Genomic DNA, 15,171 nt, shown 5'->3' on the forward strand with positions numbered 1-15,171 from the left:
CCCTTTCAGCAAGAGATATTTTATGCTTCGTTACGACGTTTGAAGACAATAACTCCAGCAGCAATCAACGCTGCAAGGAATGCTCCAATACCAATCCAAGGGACACTATTTCCAGATTCTTCAGTTACTTTAGAAGAGTTCTCTTGTGCTACCGCATCAGTAGTTGCAGAAGGTGTTGCCGAAGATGCTGAGGGCTTTGCTGAAGAAGAAGCAGATGAACTAGCAGAAGGACTAGATGATGCAGGTTTCTTGTCCTTGTTTTCAGAAGCAGCCATGAGTTTGTCATATTCTTCGCGAGAAATAACGTTTCCGTCTGCGTCGGTGTAGACAATTTCTTCTTCAACATTTTCGTTGCTATCAGAGGAGGCATTATTGTGCTGATGGCCAGAATGTTCTCCAGAAGAGTTCTTCTCGTCAGAATGGTGCTCGGAACTTCCGTTATTGGATGAATCAGAAGTATTGTTACCAGAGTTTTTCTGTTGAGTATTCTGGTCATTCTGGTTCTGTGTGGAGTGATCTCCAGAGCTGTTGTTCTGGTGATCACGCTGGTTTACTTGGTCAGGAGTCAAGCTGATGACGGTGCCTCCTGCAGAGTTTTCATTCACCCCAACAACGGTGAAGACAGGAGACTGATTAGAGTATCCTTTGGTTCCTTGCTGTTCTCCTGAGGCATTACGAATTACTTCGGTTGCCAAGAAGCGTAAGGTGTGTTCTCCTTCTTCGAGGTCACGAGGAAGTAAGAAGGAACCACGAACATTTCCGTTTCCGTCGCTCTTTTGCTGATGAACAACACACGCACCTTGAGCGGCGTCACGAGGGCAAGCCGCGCCGTCATCAACTTTTACACGTACTTGCTCATGTGCGGGGAATCCGCTCACGGTAAAAGATACGGTGTCGCCAGCTCGTACTGTTGTAGGAGATACGGTAGAGCTTGTTCCCGGTGTGTTTGGTGATGCTCCACCGGGAGGAAGAGCATACGCCACACTCATACCCGTCATGAGGGCGAGAACGCTTAGCAGTGCTAGGAAGAATGTTTTTAATGGGGAGAAAAGTTTCATCATTAGATGCCATCTACTTTCACAGTATTATGCGGAGTTAGCGTAAGGGCTTTTTACGAGGAATAGCGACTGCGCCAAGAAGCACAATGCCAGCACCAATTAGGAGCAAATTATTGACAGAAGCCGTGTTATCCCAGAAGGATTTTTCTACCCCAGTGGCTTCAGTTGAGGCGATAGCAGGTGACGAGTGAGGAGCTGGTGAGGCCGAAGCAGATGCTTTTTTCGTGGGTGAGGGAGCTGCCATGGTCTTCTTGTGAGCCTCTTCCCGCTGATTTTTTTGCGCTTGTGCAGTTTTTTCTGCTTGTGCAGCTTGTGCCAGTGAAGCGGCGCGAACAATACGCGTCACTTTCTTCGGTGGTGCCACAGCAATTGTTTCGTAGGAATTTGGTACGGGAGAATAAACAGGCGCTGATGCGTTATTGTACGTAGCTCGAGATAAAGAGGACGTTGTGGCACCAGTATTATGCTGGGTGGAAGAACCTTCGGTAGCTGGCACAGTACCATTTTTAGTGTTCTCGCCGCCAGTAGCAGAATCATGATGTTCTGGGTTCATCGGCGTGTGTGGTTGTTCTGTGGCAGGCGTTTGAACAGAATTCTTTTGCTCGTTTGTGGTGTGCTCCAGTTCTGCCCAGCCAAGAAGCTGACCAAAGGTAGCTTGTTCGCCGTCTTGAACCACCATTTTGTAGTGTCCGGCAGGTAGGCCTTCTTCTAAGGTGTATTCCATGGTTCGGTTGTCGTCTAGTTGAACCCATCCACTAGACCATGTTGCGCGAGAAGAACCGTCAATATAGGGGGTAATGTGCACCCACTGTCGTGGTTGTGCATGAGGAACATGAACGGTCACTTTCCTTTGAGATTCTTTGACGGTAACCTCGTTCTGCGTTTGAGCGGTTAGCTCACTATCAGAGAGCACATCTGGCATGGTCGTTGGTGAATATGCACCGACAATGAAGTCAAGGACGCCAGGACCACCGTAGGAAACATGGATGTCTCCTGCTTTAAGAGAGCCTGACAGTAGACGCAATGAGTGTGCGCCTTCAGTAAGTGCCGGTGAGCTATCTGAACCGTCTGCTTGCGGAAGTTGAATGTGCGCGTCAATTTCTCCGGTTGTGGGGTTTGCATCCACGATAGTCCAAATAGTTTTGTTGGAATGTACGGAGGTATCTAGACGTGAGATAGCGGCATCGTCAATTTTGATAGCTAGTCGTGCTGCTCCTGTACCATTTTCGTTACACCATCCTTTTCCTAGGAGGTGTAATGTTCCTCCTGGTGCGACAGTGTCCTTTTCAAAATGTGCGCTTGGCTTAGTTTCGGAAGAAACACATTTTTCGGTAGGTTCTTCTTTTTGGGGTGGTTGTGCAGCTACACCGTTGACAGGAATTGGTTGAGATTTTGCTGAACGACGAGTATCGCCAGGGGCAAAACGACCTGAGAGCGCTTGAACGGCGAGGTATTGACCGGTAGAACCATTTTTTAAGGCTTCAGGTACGTCAAAGGTAATGTCGAAAGAGCCGTCTGGTTTGACAAGAGAGATACCTTTTTCTTCGTTGACCTGTTGTGCATCTGGCATTACTAGCATCCATGCGGTGTGGTCATTACCGAGGTCAAATAACCCTAAGGATCCTAAGTATTGTGCTTGTGCAGAGTTATCGGGGCGTTCGTAGAAAGTTCCGTCGCTGCTGGACTCCAGTTTTAGAACGACGACGGACCCTTCAGTTCCATTTTCTTTAAGCCAGCCTGTTCCTGTGATGCGCATTTTTTCGCCAGTTGTATAGGGGCGAATATTAAGTTGAGCGTCCCCGACCTGAAGGTGTGTCCATGAGGACTGGTCTTCGGTGTCTTGAGGCGCATAAGCAACAGTGAAATCTACCATCGCGTTGCCTGGGACGTCTTGCGGTCCGAGAGAGCCGACGAGTGCGGTGAGATTATGTGTAGTTCCTTCTGCCCAGTCGGCTTCTTTTACTGTGCTATTTGAGGGTGATGGGAGAGGAACTTTAGTTTCAAAGCTTCCATCTTCTTGAGCTACTACGACAAAGTTAACTGTTTTGTTAGGGATTTTTTTGCCGGTGAGGGGGTGTTCAATAGATTCAAGATTAGTGACACCTCCAGCATCGAATTTTAGGGCGACAACAGCGCCGCGGCCTTCTGCTGCTGAGGTGAATCCACGACCAATAACGGTAATTTTGCCCTCAGCGTCTGCAGTTGAGCTCACGGAGAGTGTTTTTGTTGCTGGTGTTTCTTGGGCGATAGCGGTATTTCCGGAGAGGGAGTATGTTGGGGCAATCGCGGGAGCGCCAACTAACGCAGCGGCCAAGGCGGCTACTGCTGTATAACGAGTGACCTTAGTCAATGAAGAGTTAGTTTGCATGGGGTACGTCCATCAAGGTAGTGGGTTTGAAAATTGTTGCTAGAGGATGGTGTTGTGGGAGTTTTATAAGAGAGATTTTTTGACGTCTTCGACGATGCCTCGCATCAGTAGCGGGCCTCCAGTAGATGTCCATTGTGATCCGTCAACCAGAATGATGTGGTTTTCTCGGTAAGCTCGTAAATCGGTAAAGCCTGAGGTTTGTTCTGCTCTTTTGAGGGCTTCTTGTGCGCCTTCAAGGTCTGCGGTGGAGTCTGAGTGTGGGTTCTCTTGACTAGCTCCACCGAGAGTTCCAAGGAACATGTAGTCAGCATCGATGCGTGCCATGTTCTCTAGGGAGACTGGCTCTGAGTGCCCGCGTCCTAGTATGTCTTGGTCGTGAGGGCGTTTGAGCCCTAAAGATTCGAGGGCTTGTCCTGCCGGAAGTTCTTTGAGGATGAGGGAGGGTCCGCTCCCCTGCCATCGGACGATAGAGAAAGTTTTATCAGCGTAACGGTCTTTAAGTTCTGCGGCAGTCTGCGCTACGTAAGTATCGTAGTCTTCGATATATTTCTTTCCTTCGGGAACTTTGTTGACAGCGTTGCAGACATTTTCAAAGTTAGTTTTCCAGGGGCCTCCGGCATAACCGCAGAAGACTACCGGTGCGATTTGTCGCAGAATCTCGAGAATGTCTGGTCTGTTGTTGATGCTGGTTCCGTCGGCAAGGATGAGGTCGGGTGATGTTTTGCCGATGGCCTCGTAGTTGAGTTCGGAGACTGAACCTAGTAGCTCAATGTCGGAGGCTTTTTCGTAGAGGTAATGAGGGACGGTGGATTGTCCGCGGCCGGCGACGGTTCCGATAGGTTTTAGTCCAAGCGCTAAGGTTGCATCTAGTGTAGGTTCTGAAAGGGTGATGATGCGTTGTGGGTTGATAGGGACCTCAACTTCGAGCCCTTCAACGTCGGTGACAGTGCGTGTTTCTGAGGAGTTGTGGGTTGTGGTGGGGTCTTCTTTAGAGGAAGATCCGCAGGCGCTCAACAATAGTGCTGAGACTCCTGCTGTTCCTAAGAAAAAACGCCGGTTAATTGAAGTCATTGTTCCGCCCCATAGTTGACCATAACCAATATATAAACAAAGCCTAACCTTATCTTTAAATAAGGCTAAGACACAAAGGTTTTTAACCTATTTCGTAATATTTTTCTGGCCTTATTGGGTAATTCTGCGGGTGCGGGCTATTCTCCTCAGCGTTCCTTATATGTACGTTCAGATATATCTCAGCTCAATGTGGTGTAGAGCTTTTTGCAGGTGCTTAAACGAAAGAGTCCTCTCTTCCGGTTTCCCGGAAGAGAGGACTCTTTCGTATGTTCGCAGAGAACTATCTGAAAAGACTATTTAGCTTTTTCGATAATCTCGACAACGCGCCAACGCTTGGTAGCGGAGAGCGGACGAGTCTCTGCCAAAAGAACGAGGTCACCAATACCAGCAGAGTTCTGCTCGTCGTGTGCCTTGATCTTTGAGTTACGGCTCATAACTTTGCCATATAGCGCGTGCTTTACACGATCCTGGACTTCTACAACTACGGTCTTGTCCATTTTGTCGGACACTACGTAGCCGCGGCGAGTCTTGCGGTAGCCGCGCTCTTCGTTCATTACTTCACTCACTTGGCTTCACCTTCGGTTGCGGGACGAATACCGAGTTCACGCTCACGCAACACGGTGTAAATACGTGCAATATCGCGTTTTACGGAACGGATACGACCGGGATTTTCAAGCTGACCGGTGGCTGCCTGGAAACGGAGGTTGAACAGTTCCTCCTTCGACTTGCGTAGCTCTTCTACGAGAGCCTCATCTGAGAGCTCAACGAGCTTGTCGATGCTGAGATCTTTTGATCCAACTGCCATTTCGCTTACTCACCACCTTCACGACGCACGACACGTGCCTTCATCGGGAGCTTGTGGATTGCGAGGCGCATAGCTTCGCGAGCCACTTCTTCGGACACACCGGAGAGTTCAAACATGACTCGACCGGGTTTTACGTTTGCGACCCACCACTCGGGTGAACCTTTACCGGAACCCATACGGGTTTCAGCAGGTTTCTTGGTCAAGGGACGGTCAGGATAGATGTTAATCCATACTTTACCGCCACGCTTGATGTGACGAGTCATTGCGATACGTGCAGCTTCAATCTGACGGTTGGTTACGTATGCAGGAGTTAGTGCCTGAATACCCCACTCACCAAAAGTAACTTCGGTACCGCCTTTGGCCATACCAGTACGCTTGGGATGGTGCTGCTTACGATATTTTACTCGACGGGGAATAAGCATTTATGCCTCACCGTTTTCTGCAGTCTTGGCTTCGGTGTTCACCGAAGCGTTGTCGTTGCGACGTTCGCGACGAGGTCCGCGGTTGCCACCACGACGACGGTCGTTACCACGACGGTCGCCACGGCCACGCTGTGCGGAAGCCTGCTGAGCAGCAAGTTCCTTGTCGGTAAGATCGCCCTTGTAGATCCAAACCTTCACGCCGATACGGCCGAAGGTGGTCTTTGCTTCGAAGAAACCGTAGTCGATGTTCGCACGAAGGGTGTGCAATGGCACGCGACCTTCACGGTAGAACTCGGAACGGGACATTTCAGCACCGCCAAGACGGCCGGAGCACTGGATACGGATACCCTTTGCGCCTGCACGTTGTGCGGACTGAATTGCTTTCTTCATTGCACGGCGGAATGCCACGCGAGAGGTGAGCTGTTCTGCGATGCTCTGAGAAACAAGCTGAGCAGAAAGTTCAGGCTGAGCAACCTCAAGGATGTTGAGCTGAATCTGCTTGTTCGTTAGTTTCTCAAGCTCACCGCGAATACGGTCAGCTTCTGCACCACGGCGACCAATCAAGATACCTGGACGTGCAGTGTGGATGTCCACACGAACACGATCACGGGTGCGCTCGATTTCTACCTTTGCGATACCTGCGCGCTCCAAATCTTTAGCGAGGAGCTCGCGAATTTTGACGTCTTCACGGACGAAGTCCTTGTAGCGTTCGCCTTCCTTGTTGGAGTCTGCGAACCACTTGGAGACGTGTCCGGTGGTGATGCCAAGTCGGAAACCGTTGGGGTTAATTTTCTGACCCATTTATCGGTCCTCCTCCTTCTCCGGGGTTGCTACAACCACGGTGATGTGGCTGGTGCGCTTGTTGATGCGGAATGCACGGCCCTGTGCTCGCGGCTGGAACCGCTTCATCGTAGGACCTTCGTCAACAAATGCTTCGCTGATGAAAAGCTCTTCTTCCTTGAAAGGAAGTCCCGCAGCAGTTGCTTTGGAACGAGCATTTGCCATAGCAGATGCAACAATCTTGTAAACCGGTTCTGAAGCGCCCTGAGGAGCGAACTTCAGAATTGCCAGAGCCTCTTCCGCTTGCTTACCACGGATCAGGTTGACGACTCGGCGTGCCTTCATAGGCGTGACGCGTACATAGCGCGCTGATGCCTTAGATTCCATTGCCTATCTTTCTTTCGTCTATTGCCGAAAGGAAAACGTATCTAATATCGGATATCCGATATTAGCGACGCTTACCCTTACGGTCGTCCTTCACGTGGCCACGGAAAGTGCGGGTCGGTGCAAACTCGCCGAGTTTGTGTCCGACCATTGACTCAGTGATGAACACGGGTACGTGCTTGCGTCCGTCGTGCACTGCGATGGTATGTCCGAGCATGTCGGGAATAATCATCGAGCGGCGGGACCAAGTCTTAATAATATTCTTGGTGCCCTTCTCGTTCTGAGCTGCAACCTTTACATAAAGGTGCTGATCAACGAAAGGGCCCTTCTTCAAACTACGAGGCATGTGTCAGGCTCCTTAGCGCTTCTTGCCAGTACGACGGCGACGAACAATGAGCTTGTCGCTTTCCTTGTTAGGTCGACGGGTACGACCTTCGGGTTTACCGTTCGGGTTAACCGGGTGACGACCACCTGAGGTTTTACCTTCACCACCACCATGTGGGTGATCAACAGGGTTCATAACAACACCACGAACGGTTGGGCGGATGCCCTTCCAACGGTTGCGGCCTGCTTTACCCCAGTTGATGTTGGACTGTTCAGCGTTGCCGACAGAACCAACAGTTGCACGGCAGCGAACGTCTACGTTGCGAATTTCGCCGGAAGGAAGACGCAACTGAGCGTAGCGACCTTCTTTAGCAACGAGCTGGATGGAAGCGCCAGCAGAGCGACCCATCTTTGCTCCGCCGCCGGGGCGAAGTTCAACAGCGTGAATAACGGTACCCACAGGAATGTTGCGTAGTGGCAAGTTGTTACCGGGCTTGATGTCCGCAGACGGACCGGATTCAACGATGTCGCCCTGCTGCAAACGGTTAGGAGCAACGATGTAACGCTTTGTACCATCAACATAGTGAAGCAATGCGATGCGTGCGGTACGGTTTGGATCGTATTCGATGTGTGCAACGCGTGCGTTAACACCATCTTTGTCGTGACGACGGAAGTCGATCAAACGGTACTGACGCTTGTGTCCACCGCCCTTGTGGCGAGTGGTGATACGACCGGTGTTGTTACGGCCGCCTTTTTTAGGAAGCGGACGAACCAGGGATTTTTCCGGGGTTGAGCGGGTGATTTCGGAGAAATCGGAAACGCTCGAGCCACGGCGACCAGGTGTCGTCGGCTTGTGTTTACGAATACCCATTTAGTATTTCTTTCCTTCGCTAAAGTGGTCTCCGCAGGACTATGCCTGCGGACCGCCGAAGAGGTCGATTGAGCCTTCTTTGAGGGTTACAATCGCACGCTTGGTGTTCTTACGAGTACCCCAGCCAAAGCGAGTGCGCTTGCGCTTGCCTTGACGGTTAGCGGTGTTTACGGAAGCAACCTTGACACCGAAGATTTCTTCGATAGCCTGCTTGATTTCCAGTTTGTTGGAGCTAGGAGCAACAACGAAGGTGTATTTACCTTCATCGAGCTGGCCGTAGCTTTTTTCCGACACGACGGGAGCGATAATCACGTCGCGAGGATCTTTGAAAGTAGAGACGCTCATTATTTAGCGGCCTCCTTCTTAGCCTTAGAAGCAACTGCGACGAAAATGTCGAACGCATCCTTGGTGAAAACTACGTCATCAGAGATGAGAACATCGTAGGTGTTCAGCTGGTCTGCATAGAGGACGTGAGTGTTCTGAAGGTTACGTGCTGACAGTGCTACAAGATCTTCTTTGCGGTCAATCACCAAAAGAACGTTCTTACGGCTGGTGATGCTTGCAAGAGATGCCTTGATTGCCTGAGTTGAAGGCTTGGTGCCTTCAACGAGGTTCTCTACAACGTGTACGCGGTCGTGACGAGCGCGATCGGAGAGAGCACCGCGCAAAGCAGCTGCAATCATTTTCTTGGGGGTACGCTGCGCATAGTTGCGAGGGGTTGGGCCGTGTACGACACCACCACCGGTCATATGCGGTGCACGGATGGAGCCCTGACGTGCTCGGCCGGTACCTTTTTGTTTGAAAGGTTTACGACCTGCGCCGGAAACTTCGCCGCGGTTCTTAGTTTTGTGAGTACCTTGGCGTGCTGCAGCAAGCTGAGCTACAACGACCTGGTGAAGCAAAGGAACAGATGCCTGTGCGTCGAAGAGGTCTGCCGGTAGGTCTACCTTGACAGTTTTGACAGCCATTGTAATTAGGCTCCCTTCACAGCGGTGCGAACCAAAACAACGCCGCCCTTAGGACCAGGGATTGCACCCTTAATCAAAAGTACGTTGTTTTCGACGTCTACACCCTGGATAGTCAGGTTCAAAGTGGTGTGGCGTGCTGCGCCCATACGGCCAGCCATGCGCATACCTTTGAACACGCGTGCGGGGTATGATGCACCACCGATAGAACCGGGCTTACGGTGGTTCTTGTGCTGACCGTGAGACGCGCCAACACCCTTGAAGCCGTGACGCTTCATAACACCTGCGAAGCCCTTGCCTTTGGTCTTGCCAACGACATCGACTTTCTGACCTTCTGCGAAGAGGTCCACGGTCAGTTCTTGACCTAGGGAGTACTCTGCAGCATCAGAAGTGCGGATTTCAACTAGGTGGCGGCGAGGGGTTACGCCTGCTTTCTCAAAGTGACCAGCTAGAGGCTTGGTAACTTTACGAGAATCAATTGCACCGAAACCAATCTGAATAGCCTGGTAGCCATCAGTTTCTTGATTACGTAACTGGGTGACAACGTTGGAGTCAGCCTTAACTACGGTAACGGGCACAAATTTGCCGTTTTCGTCCCAGATCTGAGTCATGCCGAGTTTGGTACCCAGCAAGCCTTTCACCTGGCGCTCGAATGTGTTAGTCATGATTAGATGCGATCCTCTACAGCTTGATTTCGATGTTCACGTCTGCCGGAAGGTCAAGACGCATGAGGGCATCAACAGCCTTAGGGGTCGGATCAACAACGTCGATCAGACGCTTGTGCGTGCGCATTTCGAAATGCTCGCGGCTGTCCTTATACTTGTGAGGCGAACGAATAACGCAGTAAACGTTCTTTTCGGTCGGAAGTGGTACTGGACCTACTACCGTCGCGCCTGCACGCGTAACTGTCTCAACGATTTTCCGTGCTGAAGAATCAATGACCTCGTGGTCGTAAGACTTCAGACGGATGCGGATTTTCTGTCCCGCCATCTGTCGGACTCTCTTTCTTGAAGTACTTCCCTGTAACGGGGCGGTCGCCCCTTTTTCTGGCACTTGAGGTAAAGAAAAATATTTTTCTTTCGTGCCGCCTGAATCGAGCTGAATCCTAAAGGGTGTTAGGGTTCCTCAACTCGACCAAGCACCGACCCCCGAACTCGGGCGTGTCGCCTAAATGAGGACAGACAACGGCCTAAGCCTTCGGAACCGGGTCATATTTGGTCTTATCTTCGTTTGTTCCTCCACAAAAGAATCACCCCATTAAGGCATATTTTGCAAAGAAACGACAGATAAGCGCTTGAACAACGTTTACTATTCTCGCAGAGAATAAAAGCATAAGCAACCCCAATACCTAAAAGTGCCGAGTTTCACATGCAAGTTCTATGAGCAGAATAAAGAGGCATAAAACAGGGCCCCTCAGTAAAACTACTGAGGGGCCCTGCCGAGCCATCATCGACAGCTCAAAGTTGAAGTTCTAAAACTTCTGATTGACGCTCAAAGATTATTACTTGAGAATCTTGGTAACACGACCGGAACCAACGGTACGTCCACCTTCACGGATAGCGAAGCCGAGGCCTTCTTCCATCGCGATTTCCTGGATGAGCTCAACGGTCATCTCGGTGTTGTCGCCAGGCATAACCATTTCGGTACCCTCAGGAAGAGTGATAACGCCGGTTACGTCAGTGGTACGGAAGTAGAACTGAGGACGGTAGTTGGAGTAGAACGGGTTGTGACGTCCACCCTCATCCTTGGAAAGGATGTAGACGTTTGCCTCGAACTGAGTGTGAGGGGTGATGGAGCCGGGAGCTACAACAACCTGACCACGCTCTACGTCGTCGCGCTTGAGACCGCGAAGAAGTAGACCACAGTTCTCGCCTGCCCATGCTTCGTCGAGCTGCTTGTGGAACATCTCGATACCGGTAACGGTGGTCTTCTGGATGGGGCGGATACCAACGATCTCAACCTCAGAGTTGATGTTGAGGGTACCACGCTCTGCACGGCCGGTTACAACGGTACCGCGACCGGTAATGGTGAAGACGTCCTCAATAGGCATGAGGAAGGGCTTGTCGGTTTCACGAACGGGGTCCGGAATGTAGTTGTCAACTGCATCCATGAGTTCTTCGATCTTCGCAACCCATTCAGCGTCGCCTTCAAGAGCCTTGAGAGCAGAAACGCGGATAACAGGAGCGTCGTCGCCGTCGAATTCCTGGGAAGAAAGCAAATCGCGAACTTCCATTTCGACGAGGTCAAGAAGCTCTTCGTCTTCAACCATGTCGGACTTGTTCAATGCAACAAGAAGGGTAGGTACGCCAACCTGGCGAGCAAGAAGAACGTGCTCGCGGGTCTGAGCCATAGGACCATCGGTAGCAGCAACCACGAGGATTGCGCCGTCCATCTGAGCAGCACCGGTAATCATGTTCTTGACATAGTCAGCGTGGCCGGGAGCGTCAACGTGTGCGTAGTGACGCTTCTCGGTCTGGTACTCGATGTGAGCAATGTTAATGGTAATACCGCGCTGACGCTCTTCAGGAGCGGAGTCGATCATACCGAAGTCGCGCTGCTCGTTAATGTCCGGGTACTTGTCTGCAAGAACCTTGGAGATAGCAGCGGTAAGAGTGGTCTTACCGTGGTCAACGTGACCAATGGTACCAACGTTTACGTGAGGCTTGGAGCGCTCGAACTTAGCCTTAGCCAAGGGTGTTCCTCCTAGAACGATTTTGAAAACATGCACTCGGATATCTCACCGGCGCAATCCGTTAAGAAACGGTCTAGCGTCTACATTAGCGGATTACACCGGTCAGATGAAACCCAGAAGCTGTTTTCAGGGGTATTTTTAGTGAATTTTTCGACTCAATAGTTTAAAGAGCCGGAACTGAGGCAAAAATTATTCGCCGCGGCTCTTCTGAATGATTTCGTCGGCAACAGCCTTCGGAACCTCAGAATAGCTATCGAATGCCATAGAGAATACAGCGCGTCCCTGAGTCTTGGAACGTAGGTCGCCGATGTAACCAAACATTTCGGATAGCGGAACCAATGCATTGACGAGTTTAACGCCAGCTGCATCTTCCATGGACTGAATCTGTCCACGGCGAGAGTTCAAGTCGCCGATAACATCGCCCATGTATTCCTCTGGGGTACGAACTTCAACTGCCATAAGCGGTTCAAGAAGAACAGGGTTAGCGCGCTTAGCGCCTTCCTTGAACACCATAGAACCGGCAATCTTGAAGGCCATTTCAGAGGAGTCAACATCGTGGTATGCACCGTCGATGAGGGTTGCTTTAACACCAACAACAGGGTAACCAGCAAGGATACCAAGCTGCATAGCGTCCTGGATACCAGCGTCAACAGATGGAATGTATTCGCGAGGAACACGACCACCGGTGACGACGTTATCAAACTCGTAAAGCTCTTCAGCGTCAAGAGGAATAGGTTCGAAGGAAACCTGAACCTTAGCGAACTGACCAGAACCACCAGTCTGCTTCTTGTGGGTGTAGTCGACCTTCTCCACAGCTTTCTTGATGGTTTCGCGGTAAGCAACCTGAGGCTTACCGATGTTTGCCTCAACCTTGAATTCACGCTTCATGCGGTCAACCAAGATGTCGAGGTGCAATTCGCCCATACCGCCGATTTCAGTCTGACCGGTTTCATCGTTGAGATTAACGCTGAAGGTGGGGTCTTCTGCTGAAAGCTTCTGAATAGCGGTGGAGAGTTTCTCCTGGTCGCCCTTAGTCTTTGGCTCAATAGCAACAAAGATCACAGGATCAGGGAAGCTCATTGATTCAAGAACGATGGGGTTAGCAGCATCGCAAAGGGTGTCACCAGTGGTGGTGTCCTTCAAACCGATAGCAGCGTAAATGTGTCCTGCCTGAATCTGCTCAACAGGGTTTTCCTTGTTGGAGTGCATCTGGAAGAGCTTACCAATACGCTCTTTACGGCCCTTAGTGGAGTTAAGAACCTGTTCACCCTGAGACGCAGTACCGGAGTACACACGAATATAGGTGAGCTGACCGTAGAACGGGTGTGCTGCAACCTTGAACGCCAATGCAGAGAAAGGCTCAGAAGAAGATGCTTCACGAGTCATTTCAACTTCTTCATCGTTGAGCTTGTGACCGCGAACAGCAGGCACGTCAAGCGGTGAAGGCAAGTAATCAATGACAGCGTCAAGCATAGGCTGAACGCCACGGTTCTTGAATGCAGAACCACAAAGAACAGGGTATGCTTCATTATTCACGGTGAGCTGACGGATACCAGCTTTGAGTTCTTCAAGGGAAAGTTCGCCTTCTTCAAGGTACTTTTCCATCAGTTCTTCGCTGGACTCTGCAACAGCTTCGATGAGCTCTGCACGGTACTGCTCAGCCTTTTCTTGCAAGTCTGCAGGAATTTCCTGAGTTTCGTAAGAAGCGCCCATGGTCACATCGCCCTTAGCGTCACCAGGCCAGACATATGCCTTCATGGTGAGGAGGTCGATAACACCGAGGAAGTCGTTCTCAGCGCCGATAGGTAGCTGAAGAACCAAAGGACGAGCACCCAAACGCTTGATGATGGTATCTACGGTGAAGTAGAAGTCAGCGCCGAGCTTATCCATCTTGTTCACGAAGCAGATACGGGGAACTTCGTATTTGTCAGCCTGACGCCAAACGGTTTCAGACTGAGGCTCAACACCCTCTTTACCGTCGAACACTGCAACTGCGCCGTCGAGGACGCGCAATGAACGCTCAACCTCAACGGTGAAGTCAACGTGGCCGGGGGTATCGATGATGTTTACCTGATTGTTCTTCCAGAAGCAGGTAGTAGCTGCGGAAGTAATGGTAATACCGCGCTCTTGTTCCTGAGCCATCCAGTCCATGGTGGATGCACCATCGTGGGTTTCACCAATTTTGTGGTTAATACCGGTGTAGAACAAGATACGTTCGGTTGTGGTGGTCTTACCGGCGTCAATATGCGCCATAATACCAATGTTGCGGACCTTCTTGAGGTCTGTAAGCACGTCTAGTGCCACTTGAGTCTCCTCTTATGAGATACTCCGAAAGCCTGCCGGAATACACGAAGTATTCTCGACAGGCATTTCAAAGAATTACCAGCGGTAGTGTGCGAAGGCCTTGTTGGATTCGGCCATCTTGTGAGTGTCTTCGCGACGCTTCACAGCGGCACCGAGACCGTTGGATGCGTCCAAGATCTCATTCATTAGACGCTCAGTCATAGTCTTTTCGCGGCGTAGCTTGGAGAAGCCAACCAACCAGCGAAGAGCAAGAGCAGTTGCGCGTCCGGAGCGAACCTCAACAGGAACCTGGTAGGTTGCGCCACCAACACGGCGGGAGCGAACTTCCAAGGAGGGCTTGACGTTGTCCATAGCCTTTTTCAAGGTTGCTACGGGGTCTGCGCCGGTCTTCTGACCTACGCCTTCGAGTGCACCGTAAACGATACGCTCTGCAACAGACTTTTTGCCGTCCTGAAGAACTTTGTTAATAAGCTGGGTAACCAGCGGGGAACCGTAAACAGGATCGTTTACGAGGGGACGCTTTGGAGCGGGACCCTTACGAGGCATTACTTCTTCTCCTTCTTAGCGCCGTAGCGGGAGCGAGCCTGGCCGCGACCCTTAACACCCTGAGTATCCAGAGCACCACGAACGATCTTGTAACGAACACCGGGGAGGTCCTTCACACGACCACCGCGAACAAGCACGATGGAGTGTTCCTGAAGGTTGTGACCTTCACCGGGAATGTAAGCGGTAACTTCAACGCCACCGTTGAGCTTCACACGAGCTACCTTACGGAGTGCAGAGTTAGGCTTCTTCGGGGTGGTGGTGTACACACGAGTGCACACGCCACGCTTCATAGGGTTGCCCTTCAGTGCGGGCGCCTTGGTCTTTACGACCTTGGGAGTCCGGCCCTTACGGACCAGCTGCTGAATTGTAGGCACAATATCTCCTGATTATCGGGTTGGTCTTTCACAACCCTTTCGTCTTTTCACCTCAGTGCAGAGTTCTGCATGATGCATGAGTTATTGAAGCAGATGTATTGGGTATCCTGCGATACGCAATAACGGTAACTTAGTTCAGCGCGTGCAACAAAATTTTATCTGGGCATGCGTAAAAATGGCATTTAGGTATCAGATTAAAAAAACTTA

At 50.9% G+C, this 15,171-nt stretch carries 18 protein-coding genes; all 18 read right to left on the reverse strand.

All coding sequences use genetic code 11. The annotated features are described in order from the left end of the window. Positions 1-20: 20 nt before the first annotated feature. Complete coding sequence (locus ACN08X_RS00990; protein WP_419100871.1) at positions 21-1,061, reverse strand: plasmid partitioning protein; 1,041 nt, start codon at positions 1,059-1,061, stop codon at positions 21-23. 34 nt (positions 1,062-1,095) lie between these two features. After that, positions 1,096-3,426, reverse strand: coding sequence for a hypothetical protein (locus ACN08X_RS00995; protein ID WP_419107660.1), 2,331 nt, complete (start codon positions 3,424-3,426; stop codon positions 1,096-1,098). A 63-nt stretch (positions 3,427-3,489) separates the two neighbouring features. Further along, positions 3,490-4,497 carry an ABC transporter substrate-binding protein gene (locus ACN08X_RS01000; protein ID WP_419107661.1) on the reverse strand — a complete coding sequence of 336 codons (1,008 nt, stop codon included), beginning with the start codon at positions 4,495-4,497 and terminating at the stop codon, positions 3,490-3,492. 293 nt (positions 4,498-4,790) lie between these two features. Continuing rightward, a complete protein-coding gene (rpsQ, locus tag ACN08X_RS01005) occupies positions 4,791-5,063 on the reverse strand; it encodes a 30S ribosomal protein S17 (protein WP_419100874.1) in 273 nt (90 codons plus the stop codon). Next, positions 5,060-5,302 (reverse strand): 50S ribosomal protein L29, encoded by a 243-nt coding sequence (gene rpmC, locus ACN08X_RS01010; protein ID WP_419100875.1) that lies wholly within the window; start codon positions 5,300-5,302, stop codon positions 5,060-5,062. The genes rpsQ and rpmC overlap by 4 nt, the downstream gene beginning before the upstream one ends. 5 nt (positions 5,303-5,307) lie before the next feature. Further along, positions 5,308-5,724: a 50S ribosomal protein L16 gene (gene rplP, locus ACN08X_RS01015; RefSeq protein ID WP_204877182.1), complete on the reverse strand. Its 417-nt coding sequence runs from the start codon at positions 5,722-5,724 to the stop codon at positions 5,308-5,310. Then, positions 5,725-6,525, reverse strand: a complete 801-nt coding sequence (gene rpsC / locus ACN08X_RS01020) for a 30S ribosomal protein S3 (RefSeq protein ID WP_419102936.1) — start codon at positions 6,523-6,525, stop codon at positions 5,725-5,727. It lies immediately after the preceding gene. Then, the gene (gene rplV / locus ACN08X_RS01025; RefSeq protein WP_419100877.1) at positions 6,526-6,891 is read right to left on the reverse strand and encodes a 50S ribosomal protein L22; all 366 of its coding nucleotides are present in this window, start codon (positions 6,889-6,891) and stop codon (positions 6,526-6,528) included. A gap of 61 nt (positions 6,892-6,952) precedes the next feature. Then, positions 6,953-7,234, reverse strand: a complete 282-nt coding sequence (gene rpsS / locus ACN08X_RS01030) for a 30S ribosomal protein S19 (RefSeq protein WP_419100878.1) — start codon at positions 7,232-7,234, stop codon at positions 6,953-6,955. A 12-nt stretch (positions 7,235-7,246) separates the two neighbouring features. Then, a complete protein-coding gene (rplB, locus tag ACN08X_RS01035; RefSeq protein ID WP_419100879.1) occupies positions 7,247-8,083 on the reverse strand; it encodes a 50S ribosomal protein L2 in 837 nt (278 codons plus the stop codon). 39 nt (positions 8,084-8,122) lie between these two features. Continuing rightward, the gene (gene rplW, locus ACN08X_RS01040; RefSeq protein ID WP_419100880.1) at positions 8,123-8,428 is read right to left on the reverse strand and encodes a 50S ribosomal protein L23; all 306 of its coding nucleotides are present in this window, start codon (positions 8,426-8,428) and stop codon (positions 8,123-8,125) included. Continuing rightward, positions 8,428-9,051: a 50S ribosomal protein L4 gene (gene rplD, locus ACN08X_RS01045; RefSeq protein ID WP_419100881.1), complete on the reverse strand. Its 624-nt coding sequence runs from the start codon at positions 9,049-9,051 to the stop codon at positions 8,428-8,430. Before rplD ends, rplW begins: the two co-directional genes overlap by 1 nt. 5 nt (positions 9,052-9,056) lie before the next feature. Next, on the reverse strand, positions 9,057-9,713 hold the full coding sequence (rplC, locus tag ACN08X_RS01050; RefSeq protein WP_419100882.1) for a 50S ribosomal protein L3: 657 nt from the start codon (positions 9,711-9,713) through the stop codon (positions 9,057-9,059). A 16-nt stretch (positions 9,714-9,729) separates the two neighbouring features. Continuing rightward, positions 9,730-10,038: a 30S ribosomal protein S10 gene (rpsJ, locus tag ACN08X_RS01055; RefSeq protein ID WP_068169589.1), complete on the reverse strand. Its 309-nt coding sequence runs from the start codon at positions 10,036-10,038 to the stop codon at positions 9,730-9,732. A 511-nt stretch (positions 10,039-10,549) separates the two neighbouring features. Further along, positions 10,550-11,740: an elongation factor Tu gene (tuf, locus tag ACN08X_RS01060; protein WP_419100883.1), complete on the reverse strand. Its 1,191-nt coding sequence runs from the start codon at positions 11,738-11,740 to the stop codon at positions 10,550-10,552. A 189-nt stretch (positions 11,741-11,929) separates the two neighbouring features. Then, positions 11,930-14,044, reverse strand: a complete 2,115-nt coding sequence (fusA, locus tag ACN08X_RS01065; RefSeq protein ID WP_419100884.1) for an elongation factor G — start codon at positions 14,042-14,044, stop codon at positions 11,930-11,932. A gap of 75 nt (positions 14,045-14,119) precedes the next feature. After that, entirely contained in the window at positions 14,120-14,590 is a 471-nt protein-coding gene (rpsG, locus tag ACN08X_RS01070) for a 30S ribosomal protein S7 (RefSeq protein WP_419100885.1), read from the reverse strand. Then, entirely contained in the window at positions 14,590-14,964 is a 375-nt protein-coding gene (gene rpsL, locus ACN08X_RS01075; RefSeq protein WP_005504939.1) for a 30S ribosomal protein S12, read from the reverse strand. The genes rpsG and rpsL overlap by 1 nt, the downstream gene beginning before the upstream one ends. Positions 14,965-15,171: the final 207 nt, after the last annotated feature.

The organism is Rothia sp. P6271 (assembly GCF_048512995.1).
Taxonomy (GTDB): Bacteria; Actinomycetota; Actinomycetes; order Actinomycetales; family Micrococcaceae; genus Rothia.